The organism is Streptomyces uncialis, assembly GCF_001905345.1.
Lineage (GTDB): Bacteria > Actinomycetota > Actinomycetes > Streptomycetales > Streptomycetaceae > Streptomyces > Streptomyces uncialis.
On record NZ_LFBV01000011.1, the window covers coordinates 267,467 to 285,835 of the forward strand.

Annotated in this window: 15 protein-coding genes, 2 rRNA genes and 1 riboswitch; of the genes, 3 read left to right on the forward strand and 14 right to left on the reverse strand. The window is 69.9% G+C overall.

Features of this window, described 5'->3' with window-relative positions:
- Positions 1 to 184 precede the first annotated feature (184 nt).
- Complete coding sequence (locus tag AB852_RS35125; protein ID WP_073794993.1) at positions 185 to 1,705, reverse strand: glutamate-cysteine ligase family protein; 1,521 nt, start codon at positions 1,703 to 1,705, stop codon at positions 185 to 187.
- Between the two features lie 516 nt (positions 1,706 to 2,221).
- Here AB852_RS35125 and AB852_RS35130 point away from each other — a divergent pair.
- Complete coding sequence (locus AB852_RS35130) at positions 2,222 to 2,863, forward strand: hypothetical protein (RefSeq protein ID WP_073794996.1); 642 nt, start codon at positions 2,222 to 2,224, stop codon at positions 2,861 to 2,863.
- 456 nt (positions 2,864 to 3,319) lie between these two features.
- The gene (locus tag AB852_RS35135; RefSeq protein ID WP_275942392.1) at positions 3,320 to 3,517 is read left to right on the forward strand and encodes a DUF5999 family protein; all 198 of its coding nucleotides are present in this window, start codon (positions 3,320 to 3,322) and stop codon (positions 3,515 to 3,517) included.
- A 192-nt stretch (positions 3,518 to 3,709) separates the two neighbouring features.
- Here the strand turns inward: AB852_RS35135 and gcvP are convergent, their stop codons facing one another.
- The gene (gene gcvP, locus AB852_RS35140) at positions 3,710 to 6,595 is read right to left on the reverse strand and encodes an aminomethyl-transferring glycine dehydrogenase (protein WP_073795000.1); all 2,886 of its coding nucleotides are present in this window, start codon (positions 6,593 to 6,595) and stop codon (positions 3,710 to 3,712) included.
- 167 nt (positions 6,596 to 6,762) lie between these two features.
- Positions 6,763 to 6,860, reverse strand: a riboswitch (glycine riboswitch).
- Between the two features lie 114 nt (positions 6,861 to 6,974).
- On the opposite strand from gcvP, the gene AB852_RS35145 reads away from it, so the two are divergent.
- Positions 6,975 to 7,373 carry a PRC-barrel domain-containing protein gene (locus AB852_RS35145; protein ID WP_073795003.1) on the forward strand — a complete coding sequence of 133 codons (399 nt, stop codon included), beginning with the start codon at positions 6,975 to 6,977 and terminating at the stop codon, positions 7,371 to 7,373.
- A gap of 34 nt (positions 7,374 to 7,407) precedes the next feature.
- Here AB852_RS35145 and AB852_RS35150 read toward each other — a convergent pair whose 3' ends face one another.
- From AB852_RS35150 to AB852_RS35205, 12 genes are all read right to left on the reverse strand, one after another.
- Entirely contained in the window at positions 7,408 to 9,111 is a 1,704-nt protein-coding gene (locus tag AB852_RS35150) for a DNA polymerase IV (protein ID WP_245877044.1), read from the reverse strand.
- A 66-nt stretch (positions 9,112 to 9,177) separates the two neighbouring features.
- Positions 9,178 to 9,813, reverse strand: a complete 636-nt coding sequence (locus tag AB852_RS35155; protein ID WP_073795006.1) for a MerR family transcriptional regulator — start codon at positions 9,811 to 9,813, stop codon at positions 9,178 to 9,180.
- Positions 9,814 to 10,036: 223 nt separating this feature from the next.
- Positions 10,037 to 10,510, reverse strand: coding sequence for a bifunctional nuclease family protein (locus AB852_RS35160; RefSeq protein ID WP_030794342.1), 474 nt, complete (start codon positions 10,508 to 10,510; stop codon positions 10,037 to 10,039).
- A gap of 86 nt (positions 10,511 to 10,596) precedes the next feature.
- The gene (gene ftsR, locus AB852_RS35165) at positions 10,597 to 11,352 is read right to left on the reverse strand and encodes a transcriptional regulator FtsR (protein WP_073795009.1); all 756 of its coding nucleotides are present in this window, start codon (positions 11,350 to 11,352) and stop codon (positions 10,597 to 10,599) included.
- Positions 11,353 to 11,369: 17 nt separating this feature from the next.
- On the reverse strand, positions 11,370 to 12,302 hold the full coding sequence (locus AB852_RS35170) for a zinc-ribbon and FHA domain-containing protein (protein WP_073795012.1): 933 nt from the start codon (positions 12,300 to 12,302) through the stop codon (positions 11,370 to 11,372).
- A gap of 81 nt (positions 12,303 to 12,383) precedes the next feature.
- Positions 12,384 to 13,226, reverse strand: coding sequence for a DUF881 domain-containing protein (locus AB852_RS35175; RefSeq protein ID WP_073795015.1), 843 nt, complete (start codon positions 13,224 to 13,226; stop codon positions 12,384 to 12,386).
- Between the two features lie 5 nt (positions 13,227 to 13,231).
- On the reverse strand, positions 13,232 to 13,564 hold the full coding sequence (locus AB852_RS35180) for a small basic family protein (RefSeq protein WP_073795017.1): 333 nt from the start codon (positions 13,562 to 13,564) through the stop codon (positions 13,232 to 13,234).
- Positions 13,561 to 14,391, reverse strand: a complete 831-nt coding sequence (locus tag AB852_RS35185; protein ID WP_073795019.1) for a DUF881 domain-containing protein — start codon at positions 14,389 to 14,391, stop codon at positions 13,561 to 13,563. Before AB852_RS35185 ends, AB852_RS35180 begins: the two co-directional genes overlap by 4 nt.
- Positions 14,392 to 14,594: 203 nt before the next feature.
- Positions 14,595 to 17,090, reverse strand: a complete 2,496-nt coding sequence (locus AB852_RS35190; RefSeq protein ID WP_073795021.1) for a mannose-1-phosphate guanyltransferase — start codon at positions 17,088 to 17,090, stop codon at positions 14,595 to 14,597.
- A gap of 112 nt (positions 17,091 to 17,202) precedes the next feature.
- Positions 17,203 to 17,811, reverse strand: coding sequence for a cardiolipin synthase ClsA (clsA, locus tag AB852_RS35195; protein ID WP_073795023.1), 609 nt, complete (start codon positions 17,809 to 17,811; stop codon positions 17,203 to 17,205).
- A 216-nt stretch (positions 17,812 to 18,027) separates the two neighbouring features.
- Positions 18,028 to 18,144: ribosomal RNA gene (gene rrf, locus AB852_RS35200) — 5S ribosomal RNA — on the reverse strand.
- Between the two features lie 118 nt (positions 18,145 to 18,262).
- A 23S ribosomal RNA gene (locus AB852_RS35205) occupies positions 18,263 to 18,369 on the reverse strand; the annotation flags it as partial.

Consider the following 18,369-nt stretch of genomic DNA (forward strand, 5'->3'; position numbering starts at 1 on the left):
CGGTGGCGCCGCCCGCCCATCCTCCCCCGCCGGTCGCCCCCACGGGTACGACGATGGTGCCCGACCGGCCCCCGGACGTACGAAGGCGGGCCGGACTGCTCCGGCCCCCGGACGTACGAAGGCGGGCCGGAGCAGTCCGGCCCGCCCGGTACGGGTCGCGTCCGCCGGGGCCCGGCGCCGCCGTTCAGCCCAGGGGCAGCGCGGGCTGTGGGAGCCCGACCGGCCAGGTGTGCACGGGGTCACCGGCGTGCATCAGCTCGCAGTAGCGGCGGGTGGTCGCCGCGAGCGCCGCGTGCCGGTCGAGTCCGCTCTCGCGCGCCCGGTGGAAGGTGGCCGCCTGCCAGGAGGCTCCGTTGACGCGCCGGCGGCACCGCTCCTCGATCACCCCGAGGTAGAGGTCTCGGTCGGCGGGCTCCACCCCCCAGGCGTCGAGTCCGGCGGCGGCGAGCGGCAGCAGTTCCTCCAGGACGAGGGTGACCGCCGGGATCCTCGCCGTCCCGCCGTACCGTCCCGGACGGGGCCATTCCAGCTCGGCGTCGATGCCGTGTCTGCACGCGGTGTCGAAGTTCGCGGCGGCGGCCTCGAAGGGCAGCAGTGACCACACCGGCACGGTGTCCTCGGCCAGCGCGCGGACCACTCCGTAGTAGAAGGCCGTGTTCGCGACGACGTCGATCACGGTCGGCCCGGCGGGCAGGACCCGGTTCTCCACCCGCAGGTGCGGCACCCCGTCGGCGATGCCGTAGACCGGGCGGTTCCAGCGGTAGACGGTGCCGTTGTGCAGGACGAGCTCGGCGAGCGAGGGCACCCCTCCGTCGTCCAGCACCCGCGCCGGGTCCTCCTCGTCGCACAGGGGCAGCAGCGGGGGGAAGAACCTCAGGTTCTCCTCGAAGAGGTCGTACGCCGACCCGATCCAGCGCTCCCCGAACCAGGTGCGCGGGCGCACGCCCTGGGCCACCAGCTCCGGCGGCCGGGTGTCCGTGGACTGCTGGAACAGCGGGGGCCGCGACTCCCGCCACAGCTCCCGTCCGAACAGGAACGGCGAGTTGGCGCCCAGCGCGATCTGGACGGCTGCCACGGCCTGCGCCGCGTTCCACACATCGGGGAACCGCTCGGGGGTCACCTGGAGGTGCAGCTGGACCGAGGTGCACGCGGCCTCCGGGACGATCGACTGCGAGGTGCACGTCAGCCGCTCGACCCCCTCGATGTCCAGCAGGAAGTCCTCGCCCCGGGCGGCGACGATCTGGTCGTTCAGCAGGGTGTAGCGATCGACCTCGGAGAGATTCGCCGAGACGAGGTCGTCCTGGGTGAGGGTCGGCAGAATGCCGATCATCACGATTCCGGCATCGACCTCGTTCGCTTTCCGGTGCGCGTAGGAGAGACCGGTGCGAAGTTCCTCGGCGAGCCGGTCGAGAACCCGGCCGCCCAGCCGGTGAGGCGCGATATTCACCTCCAGGTTGAACATCGCGAGTTCGGTCTGGAAATCCCGGCTCGCGATCCGCTCCAGTACCTGGCCGTTCATCATGCGGGGCAGACCGTCGGGCCCGGCGAGATTGAGCTCGATCTCCAGACCCATCAGGTTCTTGGGGCGGTCGAACCGCTCCTCCGCCAGCAGCCTTCCGAGCCCCGCCAGGCACTGCCGGAGCTTCTCGCGGTACTGCTGCCGACCGGACAGGTCCACGGCGCCCGCCGCCACCTTCTCGCCCATCGCAGCATCCCTCCTCGAAGCGGGCAGCCGCCGTACCGGCCGCTCTGTCCTGGGGGATGATGCCCAGACCACGCGATCGATAACGCCCCGCACCGGCCACCTGGACCGCTACTGTGGGCCGCGTCTCAGCTCGGTATTTTCAGGGAGCAATGACCGGTAGTTCCACGGAACGGACGCCGGACGGGCCAACTGTTTGCCGAAGCATGGTGAAAAATGCCGATGAGAATCGGCCGTCCGCCCCGGGAAATCACCCGAGGTCACGCCCTCGGAGTCATCAGATATCGGGAGAAATAGTCCCGATTCAGCGACCGGAACGCCCCTTGTTGCCGGTATCCCTATAGGCTAGACGAATCACCAGGCGAACACGTGTCGTATAAACTTCGTTACCGAGGCAGAGAGTTGGCGCTCGCGGAGCTCGCCCCCACCGCCCTCGCCCCCTCTGACCCCGTGCTGACAGCGCCGTCCGCAAGCACCTTTCCCTGGTTCCGCCTGCCTGTGAATGAGAGGCGACCCACCATGCCGCTGCTCTTTCCCCTTGCTCCCGCGCCTGCCTTGCGCAGCGTCGTCGCGGCACTCGGCTCCCCCACGGCCGTCCGTGAAGCCCGTACCCCGTCCCTGCGCGCCGCACAGGGAACCACCTCGGTGGAACTGCCGCTGCCCGTACATGTGCTCGACCACCTCGTACCCGCGTCGCCCACCCGGCTCGCGGGCTGGCGTTTCGTCATCCGCTGCGGCGACCAGTCCGTGGCGGCGGCCGACACCACCCCCACCCCGGACGGCTGGAAGTTCTCGCACTTCTTCGAGGGCCCCTACATCGCCTCCACCGAACGCGCCGTGCTCCAGGCCGAGTCCCTCGGCACGTCGTACCAGGCCCGGCTGCTGTCGGTGCCGGAGCTGTACATGCTGACGCTGTGGCTGCACGGCGACCACACGGCCGACCCCGCCGAGGGGTCCCTGGACCCCACCGACCTGCTCATCCCGCTGGCGCCCGCCCCGCCGGGCGTCGCCGCGCACCGGCCCCACCAGGTGGGCGAGCTGCTGCCCGCGCTGGGCCATCGGCTGACCCGCCCCGCCTCGCTCACCACCACGACGGCCTCGCTCGTCACACCGGCCTCACTCACGGCCCCGGCCCCGACCTCGCTCACGACCCCGGCCTGATCCGGGTCCGCGCCACCACCGGCGGGTCTGCCCGGACGACGCGGGGAGCGTCCCGGACACCCCGCCGGCGGGAGCGCGCGGCGCCACCCGTCCGCCCCCGCCGGACCACGCGACCCGGCGCGCCCGCTCTCCGGCACCACCCCGGAACACACCCTGCAATACGCCGAGCCCGGCGCTCACCGAGAGCGCCGGGCTCACTCGTCTCCGCTAACGGCCCGAAAGGACTAGCCCTTTCCGACCACCCCGAACCCCCCGATCGGACAACCCGTTTGGGCTGAACCATCCGAGCGGGTGATACGTCTCTGACGAGTAAGAACCTGCTGCCGCGAAATCCCTGCGGAATCACTTCCGTGGGGCAACACTGGGGTAACCGGACCGAGGATACGGGGGGCGGCCATGAGCAACGAGTCGAGCCGCAGGACAGACTTCACATCGCAGCGAAAGAACTCATCCACCATGTGCCAGCATCAGCCAGCGTGCCCGTCAGCAGAATCCGCCGACCGTGAGGCCGCGCTCCTCACCGCGCACCACCCGGAACAGGGATGGAGCCTGCTCTGCAACGGCGTCCTCGTCTTCGAGGACACCGGTGAACTGCTGCCGAACGGCGAGATCATCGCCCCGCACCGCCCGATGGGGGCGATGACCGCCGCCTGAGGGCCGCCCGAGCTCCGACGGCGGCCCGGCGCAACAGCATCCGGTCCACCGTCCGGTTCCCCACGCGCCCGTCACCCGTTCCCAGGTCGCGGAACAGGTGACACGTACCAGCACGGCGACCGGACGGGGCCGCTCCGGACACCTCCGGAACGGCCCCGGTGACAACGGTTCCGCGACGCCTCCCGTGGAGGATCAGTCCTCGTACGCGTCCAGCGGCGGGCAGGAGCAGACGAGATTGCGGTCGCCGTACGCCTGGTCGATCCGGCGCACCGGCGGCCAGTACTTGTCCGCAGGAGAGACACCGGCGGGGAAGACCGCCTCCTCCCGGGTGTACGCGTGCTCCCAGTCGCCCGACAGTGCGCGCGCGGTGTGCGGCGCGCCCCGCAGCGGGTTGTCCTCGGCGGGCCACTCGCCCGAGCCGACCTTCTCGATCTCCGCGCGAATCGCGATCATCGCCTCACAGAAACGATCCAGCTCGCGCAGGTCCTCGCTCTCCGTCGGCTCGATCATCAGCGTGCCGGCCACCGGGAACGACATGGTCGGCGCGTGGAAGCCGTAGTCGACAAGGCGCTTGGCGACATCGTCGACGCTCACCCCGGTCGCCTTGGTCAGCGGACGCAGATCGATGATGCACTCGTGCGCGACGAGACCGCCCGGGCCCGTGTAGAGCACGGGGTAGTGCGGCTCCAGCCGCTTGGCCACGTAGTTCGCGGACAGCACGGCGACCTGGGTGGCCCGCTTGAGCCCCTCACCGCCCATGAGCCGGACGTACGCCCAGGAGATCGGCAGGATGCCCGCGGAACCCCAGGGGGCGGCGGAGACCGGGCCGACGCCCGTCTCGGGACCGGCCTCGGGCTGGAGCGGGTGGTTCGGCAGATACGGCGCCAGATGCGAACGGACGGCGACCGGGCCCACCCCGGGACCGCCACCGCCGTGCGGGATGCAGAAGGTCTTGTGCAGGTTCAGGTGCGAGACATCGCCGCCGAACCGGCCCGGCTTGGCGAGCCCGACCAGGGCGTTGAGGTTGGCGCCGTCCACATAGACCTGGCCACCGGCGTCGTGCACCTGCGCGCAGATGTCGGCGACATGCTCCTCGAACACCCCGTGCGTGGACGGATAGGTGATCATCAGGACGGCCAGCTCGTCACGGTGCCGCTCGATCTTGGCCCGCAGGTCCTCGACGTCGACCTCACCGTCGTCGGCGGTCCGCACGACGACGACCTTCATCCCGGCCATCACGGCGCTCGCCGCGTTGGTGCCGTGCGCCGAGGACGGGATGAGGCAGACCGTACGCTGTTCGTCGCCGTTCGCCCGGTGGTAGCCGCGGACCGCGAGCAGTCCGGCCAGCTCGCCCTGGGAGCCCGCGTTCGGCTGGAGGGACACCTTGTCGTAGCCGGTGACCTCGGCGAGCCGGTCCTCCAGCTCATGGATCAGGGTGAGATAGCCCTGTGCCTGCTCGGCGGGCGCGAACGGGTGCAGCTGACCGAACTCCGGCCAGGTCACCGGCTCCATCTCGGTGGTCGCGTTCAGCTTCATGGTGCAGGAACCGAGCGGGATCATGCCGCGGTCCAGCGCGTAGTCACGGTCCGACAGCTTGCGCAGATAGCGCAGCATCGCCGTCTCGGAGCGGTACTGCTGGAAGACGGGGTGCGCGAGATAGTCGTCGGAGCGCAGCAGTGTGCCGGGCAGGGTGTCGGCGGTCGACGCGTCGAGCGCCTCGATGTCCGCCTCCGCGCCGAACGCGTTCCACACGACGCCGAGCTGGGCGCGGGTCGTCGTCTCGTCGCAGGCGATGCCGATGTGGTCGGCGTCGACCAGACGCAGATTGACACCGTCCTCGCGGGCGGCGGCCACGATCCGCTCCGCCTCGCCCGGCACCCGCGCGGTGAGGGTGTCGAAGTAGGCGCCGTGCACGATCTCGACCCCGGCGTGCCGCAGACCGGCGGCGAGGATCGCGGCGTAGCGGTGGGTGCGCCGGGCGATGGTCCGCAGCCCCTCGGGGCCGTGGTAGACGGCGTACATCCCGGCCATCACCGCGAGCAGCACCTGCGCGGTGCAGATGTTGCTGGTGGCCTTCTCCCGGCGGATGTGCTGCTCACGGGTCTGGAGCGCGAGCCGGAGCGCCTGGTGGCCGTCGCTGTCGACGGAGACGCCGACGAGCCTGCCGGGCAGATTGCGGGCGAACTTCTCCTGGACGGCCATGAAGCCCGCGTGCGGTCCGCCGAAGCCCATCGGCACGCCGAAGCGCTGGGTGGTGCCGACGGCGATGTCGGCGCCCAGCTCACCGGGCGGGGTGAGCAGGGTGAGCGCCAGGAGGTCGGCGGCGACGGTGACGATCGCGCCCAGCTCATGGGCCTGCTCGATGACGGTCCGCAGATCACGGACCGCGCCGGAGGCGCCCGGGTACTGGAGGAGGACCCCGGTGACCCCGCGTTCGGCGACCTCGTCCGGGATCCCGGCGGACAGATCGGCGACGACGACCTCGACCCCGGTGGGTTCGGCACGGGTCCGGATGACGGCGGTGGTCTGCGGCAGGGTGTCGGCGTCGATCAGGAAGACACCGTCCTTCACCTTGCCGACCCGCCGGGACAGGGCCATGGCCTCGGCGGCGGCGGTCCCCTCGTCCAGCAGGGACGCCCCGGAGGTGGGCAGCCCGGTCAGTTCGGCGACCACGGTCTGGAAGTTCAGCAGCGCCTCCAGCCGGCCCTGCGAGATCTCCGGCTGGTACGGGGTGTAGGCGGTGTACCAGGCCGGGTTCTCCATGACGTTGCGGAGGATGACCGGCGGGGTGAACGTACCGTGGTAGCCGAGCCCGATCATGGAACCGAGCACCTGGTTGCGGTCCGCGAGGGAGCGCAGCTCGGCGAGGACCTCGGCCTCGGTACGGGCACCGGGGAGCGCCAGCGCCTCGGCGTTCTTGATCACATCCGGTACGGCGGCTGCCGTCAGTTCGTCCAGCGAGCCGTACCCGACCTGCGCGAGCATCTTGGCACGGGCCTCCACGTCGGGGCCGATGTGCCGCCGCTCGAAGGGAATGCCCTGTTCGAGACGGGAGAGCGTGGGACGGTTGGCTGTCATGGCGGAGGCCTCCTGGTCTGCGCGACCTGCGAGGGCACCACGGCGCGGGTGCCCGACGGCCTCCCCCTCTGTCATCTCGACCTGAGAGCTTCACCGGGCCAGGACCCGGCTTTCACCGTCGGTGAGGGCGGGGGTCGTGGAACTCCCGCCCTGCTTTCCAGAGTGACCTCACCCGTGCGGTACTGGGGGCCTGAGAGATTCCGGGGAGGATTTGCTCCTTCGGCGCCCCCGGCCGTCAGCCGGGGAACTCTCCCGCACAGGGTCGACAGCCGCCTGCCAGCCTACCAGCGGGACCCTCGCACGGGCCTTCGAGTGGCCGCGACCGTGATTCTGCTCTTTCGTAGTGCTTACGGATGATTTGCGACGAGCGGGAGGGCACGTGCAGACCGATATCGATCCGCGCAACCTGATCGGCCGCAAGGCGTTCGACCTCCACGGCGCGAAGCTCGGCACGGTCGACGAGGTGTACCTGGACGATGCCACCGGCGTACCGGAGTGGGCCGCGATACGGACCGGGCTGTTCAGCCGGGACGCCTTCGTCCCGCTGGAGCCCAGCGAGCTGGTGGCGGGCACGCTGCGGGTGCCCTTCGAGCGCGGCCTGATCAGGGACGCGCCGGACTTCGGGGTGGGCCGCCATCTGTCACCGGAGCAGGAGCTCCAGCTCTACCACCACTACGGACTGAACATCGCGGCCCCCGGCTCCGGCACACCCCCCGACCGGGACTTCGGCCGGATCGCGGGCACGGCCGAGGAAGACCGACCGTCCGACGACGGCTAGCCCGGCGCGGCACCGCCCACGTCACCCGCCCCCGTCACCCGCCCCCGGGCGAAGCGGCCGAGGCCGACGAATCCGCTACGGACGACCCCGCCCCGGGTCCGGACTCCGCCCCGGGTCCGGACTCCGCCCCAGGCCCCCGTTCCGCCTCCGGCTCCGCCCCACGGCCCTGCCCCCGTTCCGCCTCCGGTTGCTGCCCCTCCCCCGGCCCCGCCCCCGGTTCCGGTTCCGGGGCGACCGCCGGCGGTACCTGCTCAAGCACCAGCGCCACCGGCTCGGACAGCTCCAGGTCGCGGTCGTCGACGGCAAACGTCCGTACCCGGCCGGGCGCCGACTGCGGGGTCTCGAAACGCACGGTCACTCTGCCCACCCCGCTCCCCTGCACCCACCCGGGCCCGTACACGGCATGCCGTACGTCGTGCCCGGCCGGCCACCGCCGCTCCACCGGCGCCACCGGCGGCTCACCGGACCCCCGCTCCGCCCTCACGCCCTCCCCGGCCGGCGCCCCGGCGGGCCCGCCGGGGCCCTGCTCACCCTTCTCACCCGCCTCATGGATCAGCGACCCGTCCGGCCCGGCCCCCCTGGCCTGGCCCTCGTCCGCCGACTCCGCCCTCGCCGCCGCGTCCGCCCTGCCGGTCCGCTCCGCCGCCTCGGCGGCGGCCCGCGCACCCGCCGCCTGCGCGAAGAGGTCTTCCTGGGTGTAGTCCGCGAGACCGCTGACCCCCACCCCCAGCAGTCGCACCCCGCCCGTGGTGTCGACCGACTCCAGCAGCCGCGCGGCGGCCTCCTGTACGACCGACGGGTCGTCGGTGGGGCCCCGGAGCGTCTCGGAGCGGGTCAGGGTGGAGAAGTCGTAGCGGCGGACCTTGAGGACCACGGTGCGTCCCGAGTGGCCGGAGGCCCGCAGCCGCCCCACACAGCGGGCGGCGAGCCGCTGGACCTCCAGGCGGACCCGGGTGCGGTCATGGATGTCCACGTCGTAGGTGTCCTCGACGGAGACCGACTTCGTCTCCCGCTCCGCCACCACCGGCCGGTCGTCGCGGGCGAGCGCCATCGCGTACAGCCCCGCCCCATGGGACTTCCCCAGCATCCGTACCAGCTCGTCCTCGCCCGCCTCCGCCAGCTCACCGACCGTGGTGATGCCCGCCCGGCGCAGATGGTCCCCGGTGGCGGGCCCGACCCCGGGCAGCACCCGGACCGCCATCGGCGCGAGCAGCGCCCGCTCGGTGCCCGCGTGTATCAGCACCAGCCCGTCCGGCTTGGCCTCCTCCGACGCGATCTTGGCGAGCATCTTGGAGGCGGCGATCCCCACCGAGCCCGTCAGCCCCGTGACGGCGCGGATATCGGCACGCAGCCGCTCCCCCACGGCCCGCGCGGACACCTCGTCCGAGGCGACACCGCCCGCCTCCAGGTCCACGAAGGCCTCGTCCAGGCTGAGCGGCTCCACCAGCGGCGACAGCTCCCGCAGCAGCCCCATGACCCGCTCGCTGATGTCACGGTAGAAACCGAAGCGCGGCACGAGGTAGGCGGCGTTGGGCGCGAGCCTGCGTGCCTGGGCGGTCGGCATCGCCGAGTGCACCCCGAACCGCCGCGCCTCGTACGAGGCGGTGGCCACCACTCCCCGGGGGCCGAGACCTCCCACCACCACGGCCTTGCCGCGCAGACTGGGCTTGGACGCCTGCTCCGCCGAAGCGTAGAAGGCGTCCATGTCCAGATGCAGGATGGTGGGCTCGTTCCTCACCCTTCCGATGCTGCCCTACGGCACTGACAATGCCGCGCCGGGCGGGGCCGGGGCCCCGCCCGTGGTTCAGACCGCGCGGTTGCGACGGCGGGCCAGCTCGTCGCCCGGATTGTGCCCGACCAGCGTCTCGCCGGTGTCGACGCGCTCGCCGTGCAGCTGGGACAGCGCGGTGTCGACGTCCTGCCACACCACGCCGACCGCGATCCCGAAGATCCCCTGGCCGCCCTGGAGCAGCTTGTGGACCTCGTCGGGCGAGGTGCACTCGTAGACCGTGGCGCCGTCGCTCATGAGCGTCATGCGCTCCAGGTCGCGCAGTCCGCGCTCCCGTAGATGGCGCACGGCGGCGCGGATGTTCTGGAGGGACACGCCCGTGTCGAGGAAGCGCTTGACCACCTTGAGGACGACCACGTCCCGGAAGCTGTAGAGCCGCTGGGTCCCCGACCCGTAGGCGGGCCGCACACTGGGCTCCACGAGTCCCGTACGGGCCCAGTAGTCGAGCTGCCGATAGGTGATGCCCGCCGCCGCGCACGCCGTGGGCCCCCGGTATCCGACCTGTTCCGCCGTACCGCCCTCGTCACCGGGCACGGCCGTCGGCCGAACGGCCGTATGACCTGTCGGACCACTGTCGAGCGCGTACGGACCACCCTCCCCCAGGAACCGCCCGGGGGCACCCCCGGCCGTACCGTCGCCGCTGCTTCTCACGCCGACCTCCGTCCTTGACCTGCCCTCCCGACGGTAGGCAGTCACTCGGGGTGCGTCAACGATCGCCACACTCGCCACGCCGAGTGATAATCACCCTACGAGTGGTTTCCCGTGTCCGGCTGTGGGGAAAGGCTAGCCGAATGTGCCGAGAGGGTCGGCCCGTCACCGGATCGACCCTCGGGAACCGGCCGGTCGTGTGGATCACCGACGCGGGTTCCTGCCGTCACTGGCTGTTGGTACCGAAGTCCTCCGGCGAGATCTGGTCGAGGAACTCACGGAACTTCTCGACCTCGTCCTCCTGCTCGTCCGGGATCGCGATCCCGGCGTCGTCCAGGACACCGTCGCTGCCGTAGATCGGCGTACCGGTACGCAGCGCCAGCGCTATGGCGTCGGACGGACGGGCACTGACCTCGACGCCGCTCGCGAAGACCAGCTCCGCGTAGAAGACGCCTTCGCGGAGGTCCGTGATGCGCACTTCACTGAGCTCCTGGCCGACGGCCTCCAGCACGTCCTTGAACAGGTCGTGGGTCAGCGGCCGTGCGGGGGCCATGCCCTGCTGGGCGAAGGCGATCGCCGTCGCCTCCCCAGGCCCGATCCAGATGGGGAGGTAGCGGTCGCCTCCCACTTCACGCAGAAGCACGATCGGTTGGTTGGAGGGCATTTCGACCCGGACACCTACGACGTCGAGCTCGTTCACACAGCAACCCTAGGCCGTGCCCGGCACCTTTGGGTAGTCGGGCACTCCGGCCACCGGCCCCACGCACCCCCGGATCAGGGGTCATGTCAGGGCAAACGCACCCCGAGGGCCGTCTGCACAAGGGCCGAATGAAGCCGTACGGTGAGCTCCGCCAGCTCCCTGGTACGGGCCTGGGCGTGGACCCTGGTCTGGGGGTTGCGATGCCGCCGCAAGGGGGCCACGACCTGGTCGACCAGGCCGGCGTCCCGGTCGGCGGACGCCTTCATGGCCCGCAGATGACGGGGTTCGATACCGAATCTGCCGAGTTCGAGCACCAGAGTCGCCACGGTGACGGCCTCGGCGTCGTACCCGCCGTCCGGCAAGGGCGCCACCAGGCCGTACGACTCCCATTCGGCCAGCTCGGACTCACCGACCCCGGCGGCGGCCAGCAGCTCGTCCCGGCCGACCCGTGCGGCCGTCGGGGCCGGTGCGCCCGGCAGACCCGGGGAACGGCTCTCGTCGGCCGGCTCACCCGCCGCGGGGCCGGGCGACGGCAGCGGCAGGGCCTCACCGCGCTCCACGGCGTCCAGATGCTCACGGATCACCCTGAGCGGCAGATAGTGGTCCCGCTGCATCCGCAGGACCTGTGCGAGCCGCTCGACGTCCCGCGGACCGAACTTCCGGTACCCCGAGGCGGTGCGTTGCGGCTCGACGAGCCCCTCGGCCTCCAGGAAACGGATCTTGGAGATGGTGACCTCGGGGAACTCGTCCCGCAAGGTGTTCAGCACGGTGCCGATACTCATCAGACGACCGTCCGCGGCGGCGGCGCCGTGCCCGGCACCGCCGCTCGGTGTGTGAAGCATGGGGCCTTCCCCGGGGGTCAGATACCCCGCTGGCTCGCGTAGAAGACCAGCCGGTACTTGCCGATCTGGACCTCGTCACCGTTGGAGAGCCGGACCTCGTCGATCCGCTCACGGTTGACGTAGGTGCCGTTGAGGCTGCCGACGTCGGAGACCGTGAACAGACCGTCCGTCCCGCGACGGAACTCCACATGGCGACGCGACACCGTCACATCGTCCAGGAAGATGTCGCTCTGCGGGTGACGCCCCGCGGTCGTCAGCTCACCGTCCAGCAGGAAGCGGCTGCCGGAGTTCGGCCCCCGCCGCACCACCAGGAGCGCCGAACCGAGCGGCAGCGCGTCCACCGCGGCCTGGGCCTCGGGCGACAGGGAAGGCGACGGGGTCTGGCCCGTGACCTCCGCGTCGTACGCCTCCAGACCCGAGATCGAGATGGTCGAGGTCGTCTCCGAGGGACGCTCGGCGCCCCCGCGCAGCGGCGCGCCGCAGTTGGAGCAGAAACGGCTCGCCTCCGCGTTCCGGTTGCCGCACCTCGTACACACCAGGGGCATGGACTGACCCTCCTGCCGCTGCCCGCCAGGGGACCCGTACGGGTCCGGAGCGAACCCGCCACCCGCACCCGGGGCCGAAGAATCCCCGAAACCTATGCGGCCGGCCGAGGCCGGGTCGCCGGACGACGCGCCCGGTCCACCCGGGATGTCACCACCTGGCGCACCGACCTGATCACGGAACAGCGGGCGCTCGCCCGACTGCCCCTCGTCACCGGAGCGCGGCGCACGATGCCGGGCCGTGGCATTGCCACGGTCCTGGCGTGCGCTCTTGCCGAACAACTTCGCAAACAACTTCACGGGCGATTCCCCTTGACCGAAACAGACCCGCCCGTGGGGCAGGACGAACCCTGATTGCACACACCTGCCGACCCGGACATCTTCACAACGTCCGTACCCACCGGACAGTTTCCACCACGCACCGTCCTTCCGGTGCGCCGACCCCCCGCAACCACATGCCCTCGGGGAGTGACCTTCACGCTCACCGGTTCACTCCGAGGACGACCGAGCGTAGTCAGGCCGCTTCGCCGGTCGCAAGGCGTCAACGATGATCTTCTCCGCGCGTGTCACCGTCACGCCGGCCTGCTCCTTCTCCAGAGTCTGCACCACACCCCCGGGAATGTTGAGCGCCGGCTCCAGATCCTGCGGGCGCCCGATCACCTTGAACCGGTACGGCGGGCGGATGTCGGTGCCGTCCACGCTCACCCCTTCGCCGCCGCCGTCCGAGAGATAGGTGCCGGCCACCACGCGCACCCCGTTGACCTGGATGGCCTCGGCTCCCGCCGCGCGCAGTTCCTGGACGGCGTCGAGGAGCATACGCGCCTCCACGGCCCCGCGTGCGTCGGTGACAGCCATGGTGATACCCGGGCCCTCGGCCCCCACGGTGCCCGCGAGGACGCCCAGTTGCTTCTCCCTCTCGACCGTCTGCTTACGCGCCTCCTCGGCCTGGTCCGAGCTGGTCTCCAGCTCGGTCCGCTGGCCTTCCAGGCGACGCTTCTCATCATCTAGACGTTGAGTTCGGTCATCCAGTTCATCGAGGATGCGCACGAGATCCTCCTGTCTGGCGCCACGCAGCACATTGCTGTCGCTGGTGGACGCGACCTGGACCGCGAGTCCGAACCCGAGCCCCGCGAGCAGCAGGGCCACGATGAGCTGGGCCCGGCTGAAGCGCAGCGGCCAGAGGCCCTTCGCGAGGCGCTGTCGGCCCGTCAGGCCCTTCTCCCCGGCGCCGGGGGCGCCGGAGGCCGCCGGATCGCTCCCGGCGGGCGGCGCGGGCACCTCGGCGGGCAGTTCCCTGCTCAGCCGGTGGTCGGGGTTCTCTTCGCTGTTCATCGGCCTCACGCCCGGAACACATGCCGCCGGATCGCGGCGGCGTTGGAGAAGATACGGATGCCGAGCACCACGACCACACCGGTGGACAGCTGGGCACCCACACCCAACTCGTCCCCCAGGAACACGATCAGAGCCGCCACGACCACGTTCGACAGGAACGAGACCACGAACACCTTGTCGTCGAAGATACCGTCGAGCATCGCCCGCAGGCCCCCGAACACGGCGTCCAGCGCCGCGACCACGGCGATCGGAAGATACGGCTCGACCACCGCCGGGACTTCGGGCCGGACCAGCAGTCCGGCAACGACTCCCAGGACGAGGCCCAGTACGGCGATCACTGTGTGCCCTTCTCTGTTCTCGGCTGTGCTGTACGGACGATCACGCTCGGCGCCGCGGGCAGCCGAAGCTCCTTGTGCGTGGAGATCCCGGTCCGCACCCCGAAGTTCTCCTGGAGAGCGTTCAGGTAGAGACCGTCGGGGCTGTTCTGGAACCGGGTGCTCAGCCGTTCTCCGTCGCCGACGGCGAGGATGGTGTAAGGCGGCACCAGGGGCCGGTTGTCGACGAGTATGGCGTCGCCCGCCGCCCGGATCGCGGACAGGGCCGTGAGCCGCTGCCCGTTGATCGAGACAGCCTCCGCCCCGGACTGCCACAGCCCGTTGACGACGCGTTGCAGGTCGCGGTCCTTGACCCGGCCCGTGTCGGAGAAACCGGAGGTGCCGCGGGGACCGTCGCCGTTGCCGTCCGCCTCCTTGGCGTCGTCCACCGACAGTTTGACGCCGGGTCCGTGCACGGCCGCGGAGCCCGCGAGCACACCGATGAGGTCGTCGGCGCCTTCCTCGTGCCGGAGCGCCTCGCGCCTGCGGTCGTCGACGTCGTCACGGAGGGTGTCGACGTTCTTCTCCAGCTTGTCCGCGGCGGCGGTCTCGTCCTCGATCCGGTCGATCAGTTCCTCGCGCTCCTTGGCGATCACCGGCGCCGTGACCCGGGCCTGCGCGGCCCCCACCGTGACGACGAGCGCCGCGAGCACGAGTCCCGCCCCGAGCCCGAGCCGGGCCCGCAGCGTCTTCGGCAGCCCTCCGCCGCCGCCCTGCGCCCGCTTCCTCGCCGCCGCCTCCGCGTAGCCGTCGTCCAGGCTGTGGTCCATGACATTGGTGAGCAGCGACATGGACGCGTCCGGGCGCCGGGGACGCGAAGAACTGCTCCGAACGGGGGGCGGCTGCGGCATGCCGCACATCGTCGCACGTCGGCGCCCATTCCTCCGAATGGCCCTGGGACACCGCCGGACAGCGCCCAGGAGGGGCACTGTCCGGCACACGAAAGACGTACGTTTGATGCGTTACGGGCTACTCGCGCGGGTGATCCCCGCGCTCACTCGCCGGCGCTCTCCACCACCGCCGACCACTCGTCGAGCAGTGCCTGCGCGGAGGCGTCGTCCGGTCCCTCGGCCCACAGATGGGTGACCGCCTCGGCCCGGTCCGGCAGGACCAGCACCCAGCGGCCGTCCGTCTCGACCACCCGGACACCGTCGGTCGTGTCCACCGACCGGTCCCCGGCCTCCTCGACCACCCGGCGCATGACGAGGCCCTTCACGGCCCACGGGGTCGCCACATCGCGCTTGAGCACATGGGCCCGCGGGATCCGCGCGTCGATCTGACTCAGCGTGAGCTGGGTGCGCGCGACCAGACCGATCAGCCGGACGAAGGCCGCAGCGCCGTCGAAGACACTGCTGAACTCCGGCACGATGAAGCCACCGCGGCCGTCACCACCGAAGATCGTGGACTCCTCACGGCCCACCCGGGTCAGATCGTCGGGGGACGTCGTCGTCCAGTCGACCTGCGTGCCGTGATAGGCCGCGACCTGCTCCGCGATCCGGGTCGTCGTCACCGGCAACGCCACCCGGCCGCTGCGGCGCTCCGCCGCCACCAGGTCGAGCATCACCAGCAGCGCCCGGTCGTCCTCGACGATCCGGCCCTTCTCGTCCACCAGCGACACCCGCTCGCCGACCGGGTCGAAACGCACCCCGAACGCCGCGCGCGCCGATGCCACGATCTCCCCGAGCCGCACCAGACCCGATCGCCTGGCGTCCGCCGTCTCGGTGGGCCGCGCCTCGTCCAGGCCGGGGTTGATCACGAGCGAGTCCACGCCCAGTTTCCCGAGGAGGCTCGGCAGGACCAGTCCCGCGCTGCCGTTCGACGCGTCGACCACGACCTTCAGTCCGGCCTCGGCGATCCCGCTGGTGTCGACGTTCCGCAGGAGCGAGCCCGTGTAGGAGTCGAAGACGCTGGCAGGGAAGTGCAGATCGCCGATCTCACCGGGGAACGCGCGACGATATTCCTGGCGCGCGTACACCCGGTCGAGTTTGCGCTGGCTCGCCTGGGAGAGATCCGCCCCGCGGCCGTCGAAGAACATGATGTCCACGGAGTCCGGTACCCCGGGTGACGTACGGATCATGATGCCGCCGGCGCTTCCCCGCGCGGTCTGCTGACGTGCCACGGGCAGCGGGACGTTCTCCAGGTCCCGGACGTCGATGGCGCTCGCCTGCAACGCGGAGATGACCGCCCGTTTGAGCGCACGGGCACCTCGGGAGTGGTCCCGGGCCGTGGTGACCGTCGAGCCCTTCTTCAGGGTCGTGGCATAGGCACCCGCGAGCCGTACGGCCAGCTCCGGAGTGATCTCGACATTCAGGATGCCGCTCACTCCGCGCGCGCCGAAGAGATGCGCCTGCCCCCGGGACTCCCAGATGACCGAGGTGTTGACGAACGCGCCCGCCTCGATCGTCTTGAACGGGTACACCCGCACATTGCCCTGGACAATCGATTCTTCACCGACGAGGCACTCGTCACCGATGACGGCGCCGTCCTCGATCCGCGCGGCCCGCATGATGTCGGTGTTCTTGCCGATGACACAGCCACGCAGATTGCTGTGCTGCCCGATGTAGACGTTGTCGTGGAGCACGGCCTTGTGCAGGAACGCACCGGTCTTCACGACCACGTTCGAACCCACGACGGTGTGCTCGCGGATCTCGACGTCCGCTTCGACCTTGGCGTAGTCACCGATGTACAGCGGCCCCCGCAGCACGGCGTCGGGATGCACCTCCGCACCCTCCGCGACCCAGACCCCGGGCGAGATCTCGAATCCGTCGAGTTCGACGTCGACCTTGCGTTCCAGTACGTCGGCCTGGGCCTTCACATAGCTTTCGTGGGTGCCGACGTCCTCCCAGTAGCCCTCGGCGATGAAGCCGTAGATGGGCTTGCCTTCCTTCATCAGCTGCGGGAAGACATCACCCGACCAGTCGACGGAGGTGTCGGCCTCGACATAGTCGAAGACCTCCGGCTCCATCACGTAGATGCCGGTGTTCACGGTGTCGGAGAAGACCTGGCCCCAGGTCGGCTTCTCCAGGAACCGCTCGACCTTGCCTTCCTCGTCGACGATGGTGATGCCGAACTCCAGCGGATTGGGCACACGCGTCAGACAGACCGTGACGAGGGCACCCTTCTCCTTGTGGAAGTTGATCAGTTCGGTCAGGTCGAAATCGGTGAGGGCGTCACCGGAGATGACCAGAAACGCGTCGTCTTTGAGCGCTTCTTCCGCGTTCTTCACACTGCCGGCGGTACCGAGTGGCTTCTCCTCGTTGGCATAGGTCAAGTCCATGCCGAGTTCTTCGCCGTCGCCGAAGTAGTTCTTGACGAGTGAGGCGAGGAACTGGACAGTGACGACAGTCTCGGTGAGCCCATGCCTTTTCAGCAGCCGCAGCACATGCTCCATGATCGGCCGGTTGACCACCGGCAGGAGCGGCTTGGGCATGCTTGAGGTCATCGGGCGAAGGCGCGTGCCTTCGCCACCGGCCATCACGACGGCCTTCATGTCGGAAGCGTCCTCCTTGAGAGACGACGGTAAGCCGACTGCACCCGTCCAATTGTCCCGCACAAATCCACTGCGGGCCATCAGGCCAACACCGTCGCACCATTCGGAGGGCTCAGCCGGCCATGGTGTCCGCCCGGACAAGTCGGCGGACCTGCACCATGTACAGGACTCCTGCCCACCAATACAGGGTTGTACCCCATCCTGCGAACGCCCATCCGAAAACTGCGGCGAGTGACGCGATCCAGCCGTTTCCGTCACCCAGCAGCAGCAGGGGGAACGCACACATCAGGTTGAAGGTGGCCGCCTTGCCCAGGAAGTTGACCTGGGGCGGCGGATACCCGTGGCGTCTGAGGATGCCGACCATCACGAGCAGCACAAGTTCTCGAGCGAGCAGTACGGCTGTCAACCAGAGCGGCAGGATCTCACGCCAGGTCAGGCCGACCAGTGTAGACAGAATGTAGAGCCGGTCGGCCGCGGGGTCCAGCAGTCTGCCGAGCTTGCTGACCTGGTTCCAGCGGCGGGCGAGTTTTCCGTCGAGATAGTCGCTGATGCCGCTGAGCATCAGGACGAGCAGCGCCCAGCCGTCGCTCTTGGGCCCCCCGAACTCCGGCCGCAGGATCAACCACAGGAAGAGCGGTACACCGAGAAGGCGCGCCATGCTGAGGATGTTGGGGATGGTGAGGACCCGGTCCGTCTGGACACGCGTCTCCTGGACCTCCACCCGGGGGCCTCCTGTGAGAACGAGTCAACGATAACCTCCTGACCATACAGTCCTGAGGCTGCGTTCCGACACGGAGGGGTCGACGCCGCCCTGGTCGGCATCGGAAGGCGGAGTGGACAGGTCCGAAAGCGAAGAATTATCCGGGAACGCAAGAAGGCCGTGGTCTTCAAGAGAAACGAATTTCTCTTGAAGACCACGGCCTTCTCTATAAAGTTAGTTCGGCGGTGTCCTACTCTCCCACAGGGTCCCCCCTGCAGTACCATCGGCGCTGTAAGGCTTAGCTTCCGGGTTCGGAATGTAACCGGGCGTTTCCCTCACGCTATGACCACCGAAACACTACGAAACACACCCCGCACACCCCCACCGGCCCACACAACCCAAGATTCGGGTCGGGGCAGGGGGGTGTTGGTTGTTCGTGGTTTCAGAACCAACACAGTGGACGCGAGCAACTGAGGACAAGCCCTCGGCCTATTAGTACCAGTCAACTCCACCGGTCACCCGGCTTCCATATCTGGCCTATCAACCCAGTCGTCTACTGGGAGCCTTACCCCATCAAGT

Excerpts from the sequence above, each read along its gene's own strand:
- ftsR (WP_073795009.1), bottom strand. The coding sequence starts at position 11,352 with ATGCTTCACACACCGAGCGGCGGTGCCGGGCACGGCGCCGCCGCCGCG.
- AB852_RS35175 (WP_073795015.1), bottom strand. The coding sequence starts at position 13,226 with ATGAACAGCGAAGAGAACCCCGACCACCGGCTGAGCAGGGAACTGCCC.
- AB852_RS35135 (WP_275942392.1), top strand. The coding sequence starts at position 3,320 with ATGTGCCAGCATCAGCCAGCGTGCCCGTCAGCAGAATCCGCCGACCGT.
- AB852_RS35185 (WP_073795019.1), bottom strand. The coding sequence starts at position 14,391 with ATGTCGCTGCTCACCAATGTCATGGACCACAGCCTGGACGACGGCTAC.
- gcvP (WP_073795000.1), bottom strand. The coding sequence starts at position 6,595 with ATGACAGCCAACCGTCCCACGCTCTCCCGTCTCGAACAGGGCATTCCC.
- AB852_RS35125 (WP_073794993.1), bottom strand. The coding sequence starts at position 1,705 with ATGGGCGAGAAGGTGGCGGCGGGCGCCGTGGACCTGTCCGGTCGGCAG.
- AB852_RS35130 (WP_073794996.1), top strand. The coding sequence starts at position 2,222 with ATGCCGCTGCTCTTTCCCCTTGCTCCCGCGCCTGCCTTGCGCAGCGTC.
- AB852_RS35190 (WP_073795021.1), bottom strand. The coding sequence starts at position 17,090 with ATGAAGGCCGTCGTGATGGCCGGTGGCGAAGGCACGCGCCTTCGCCCG.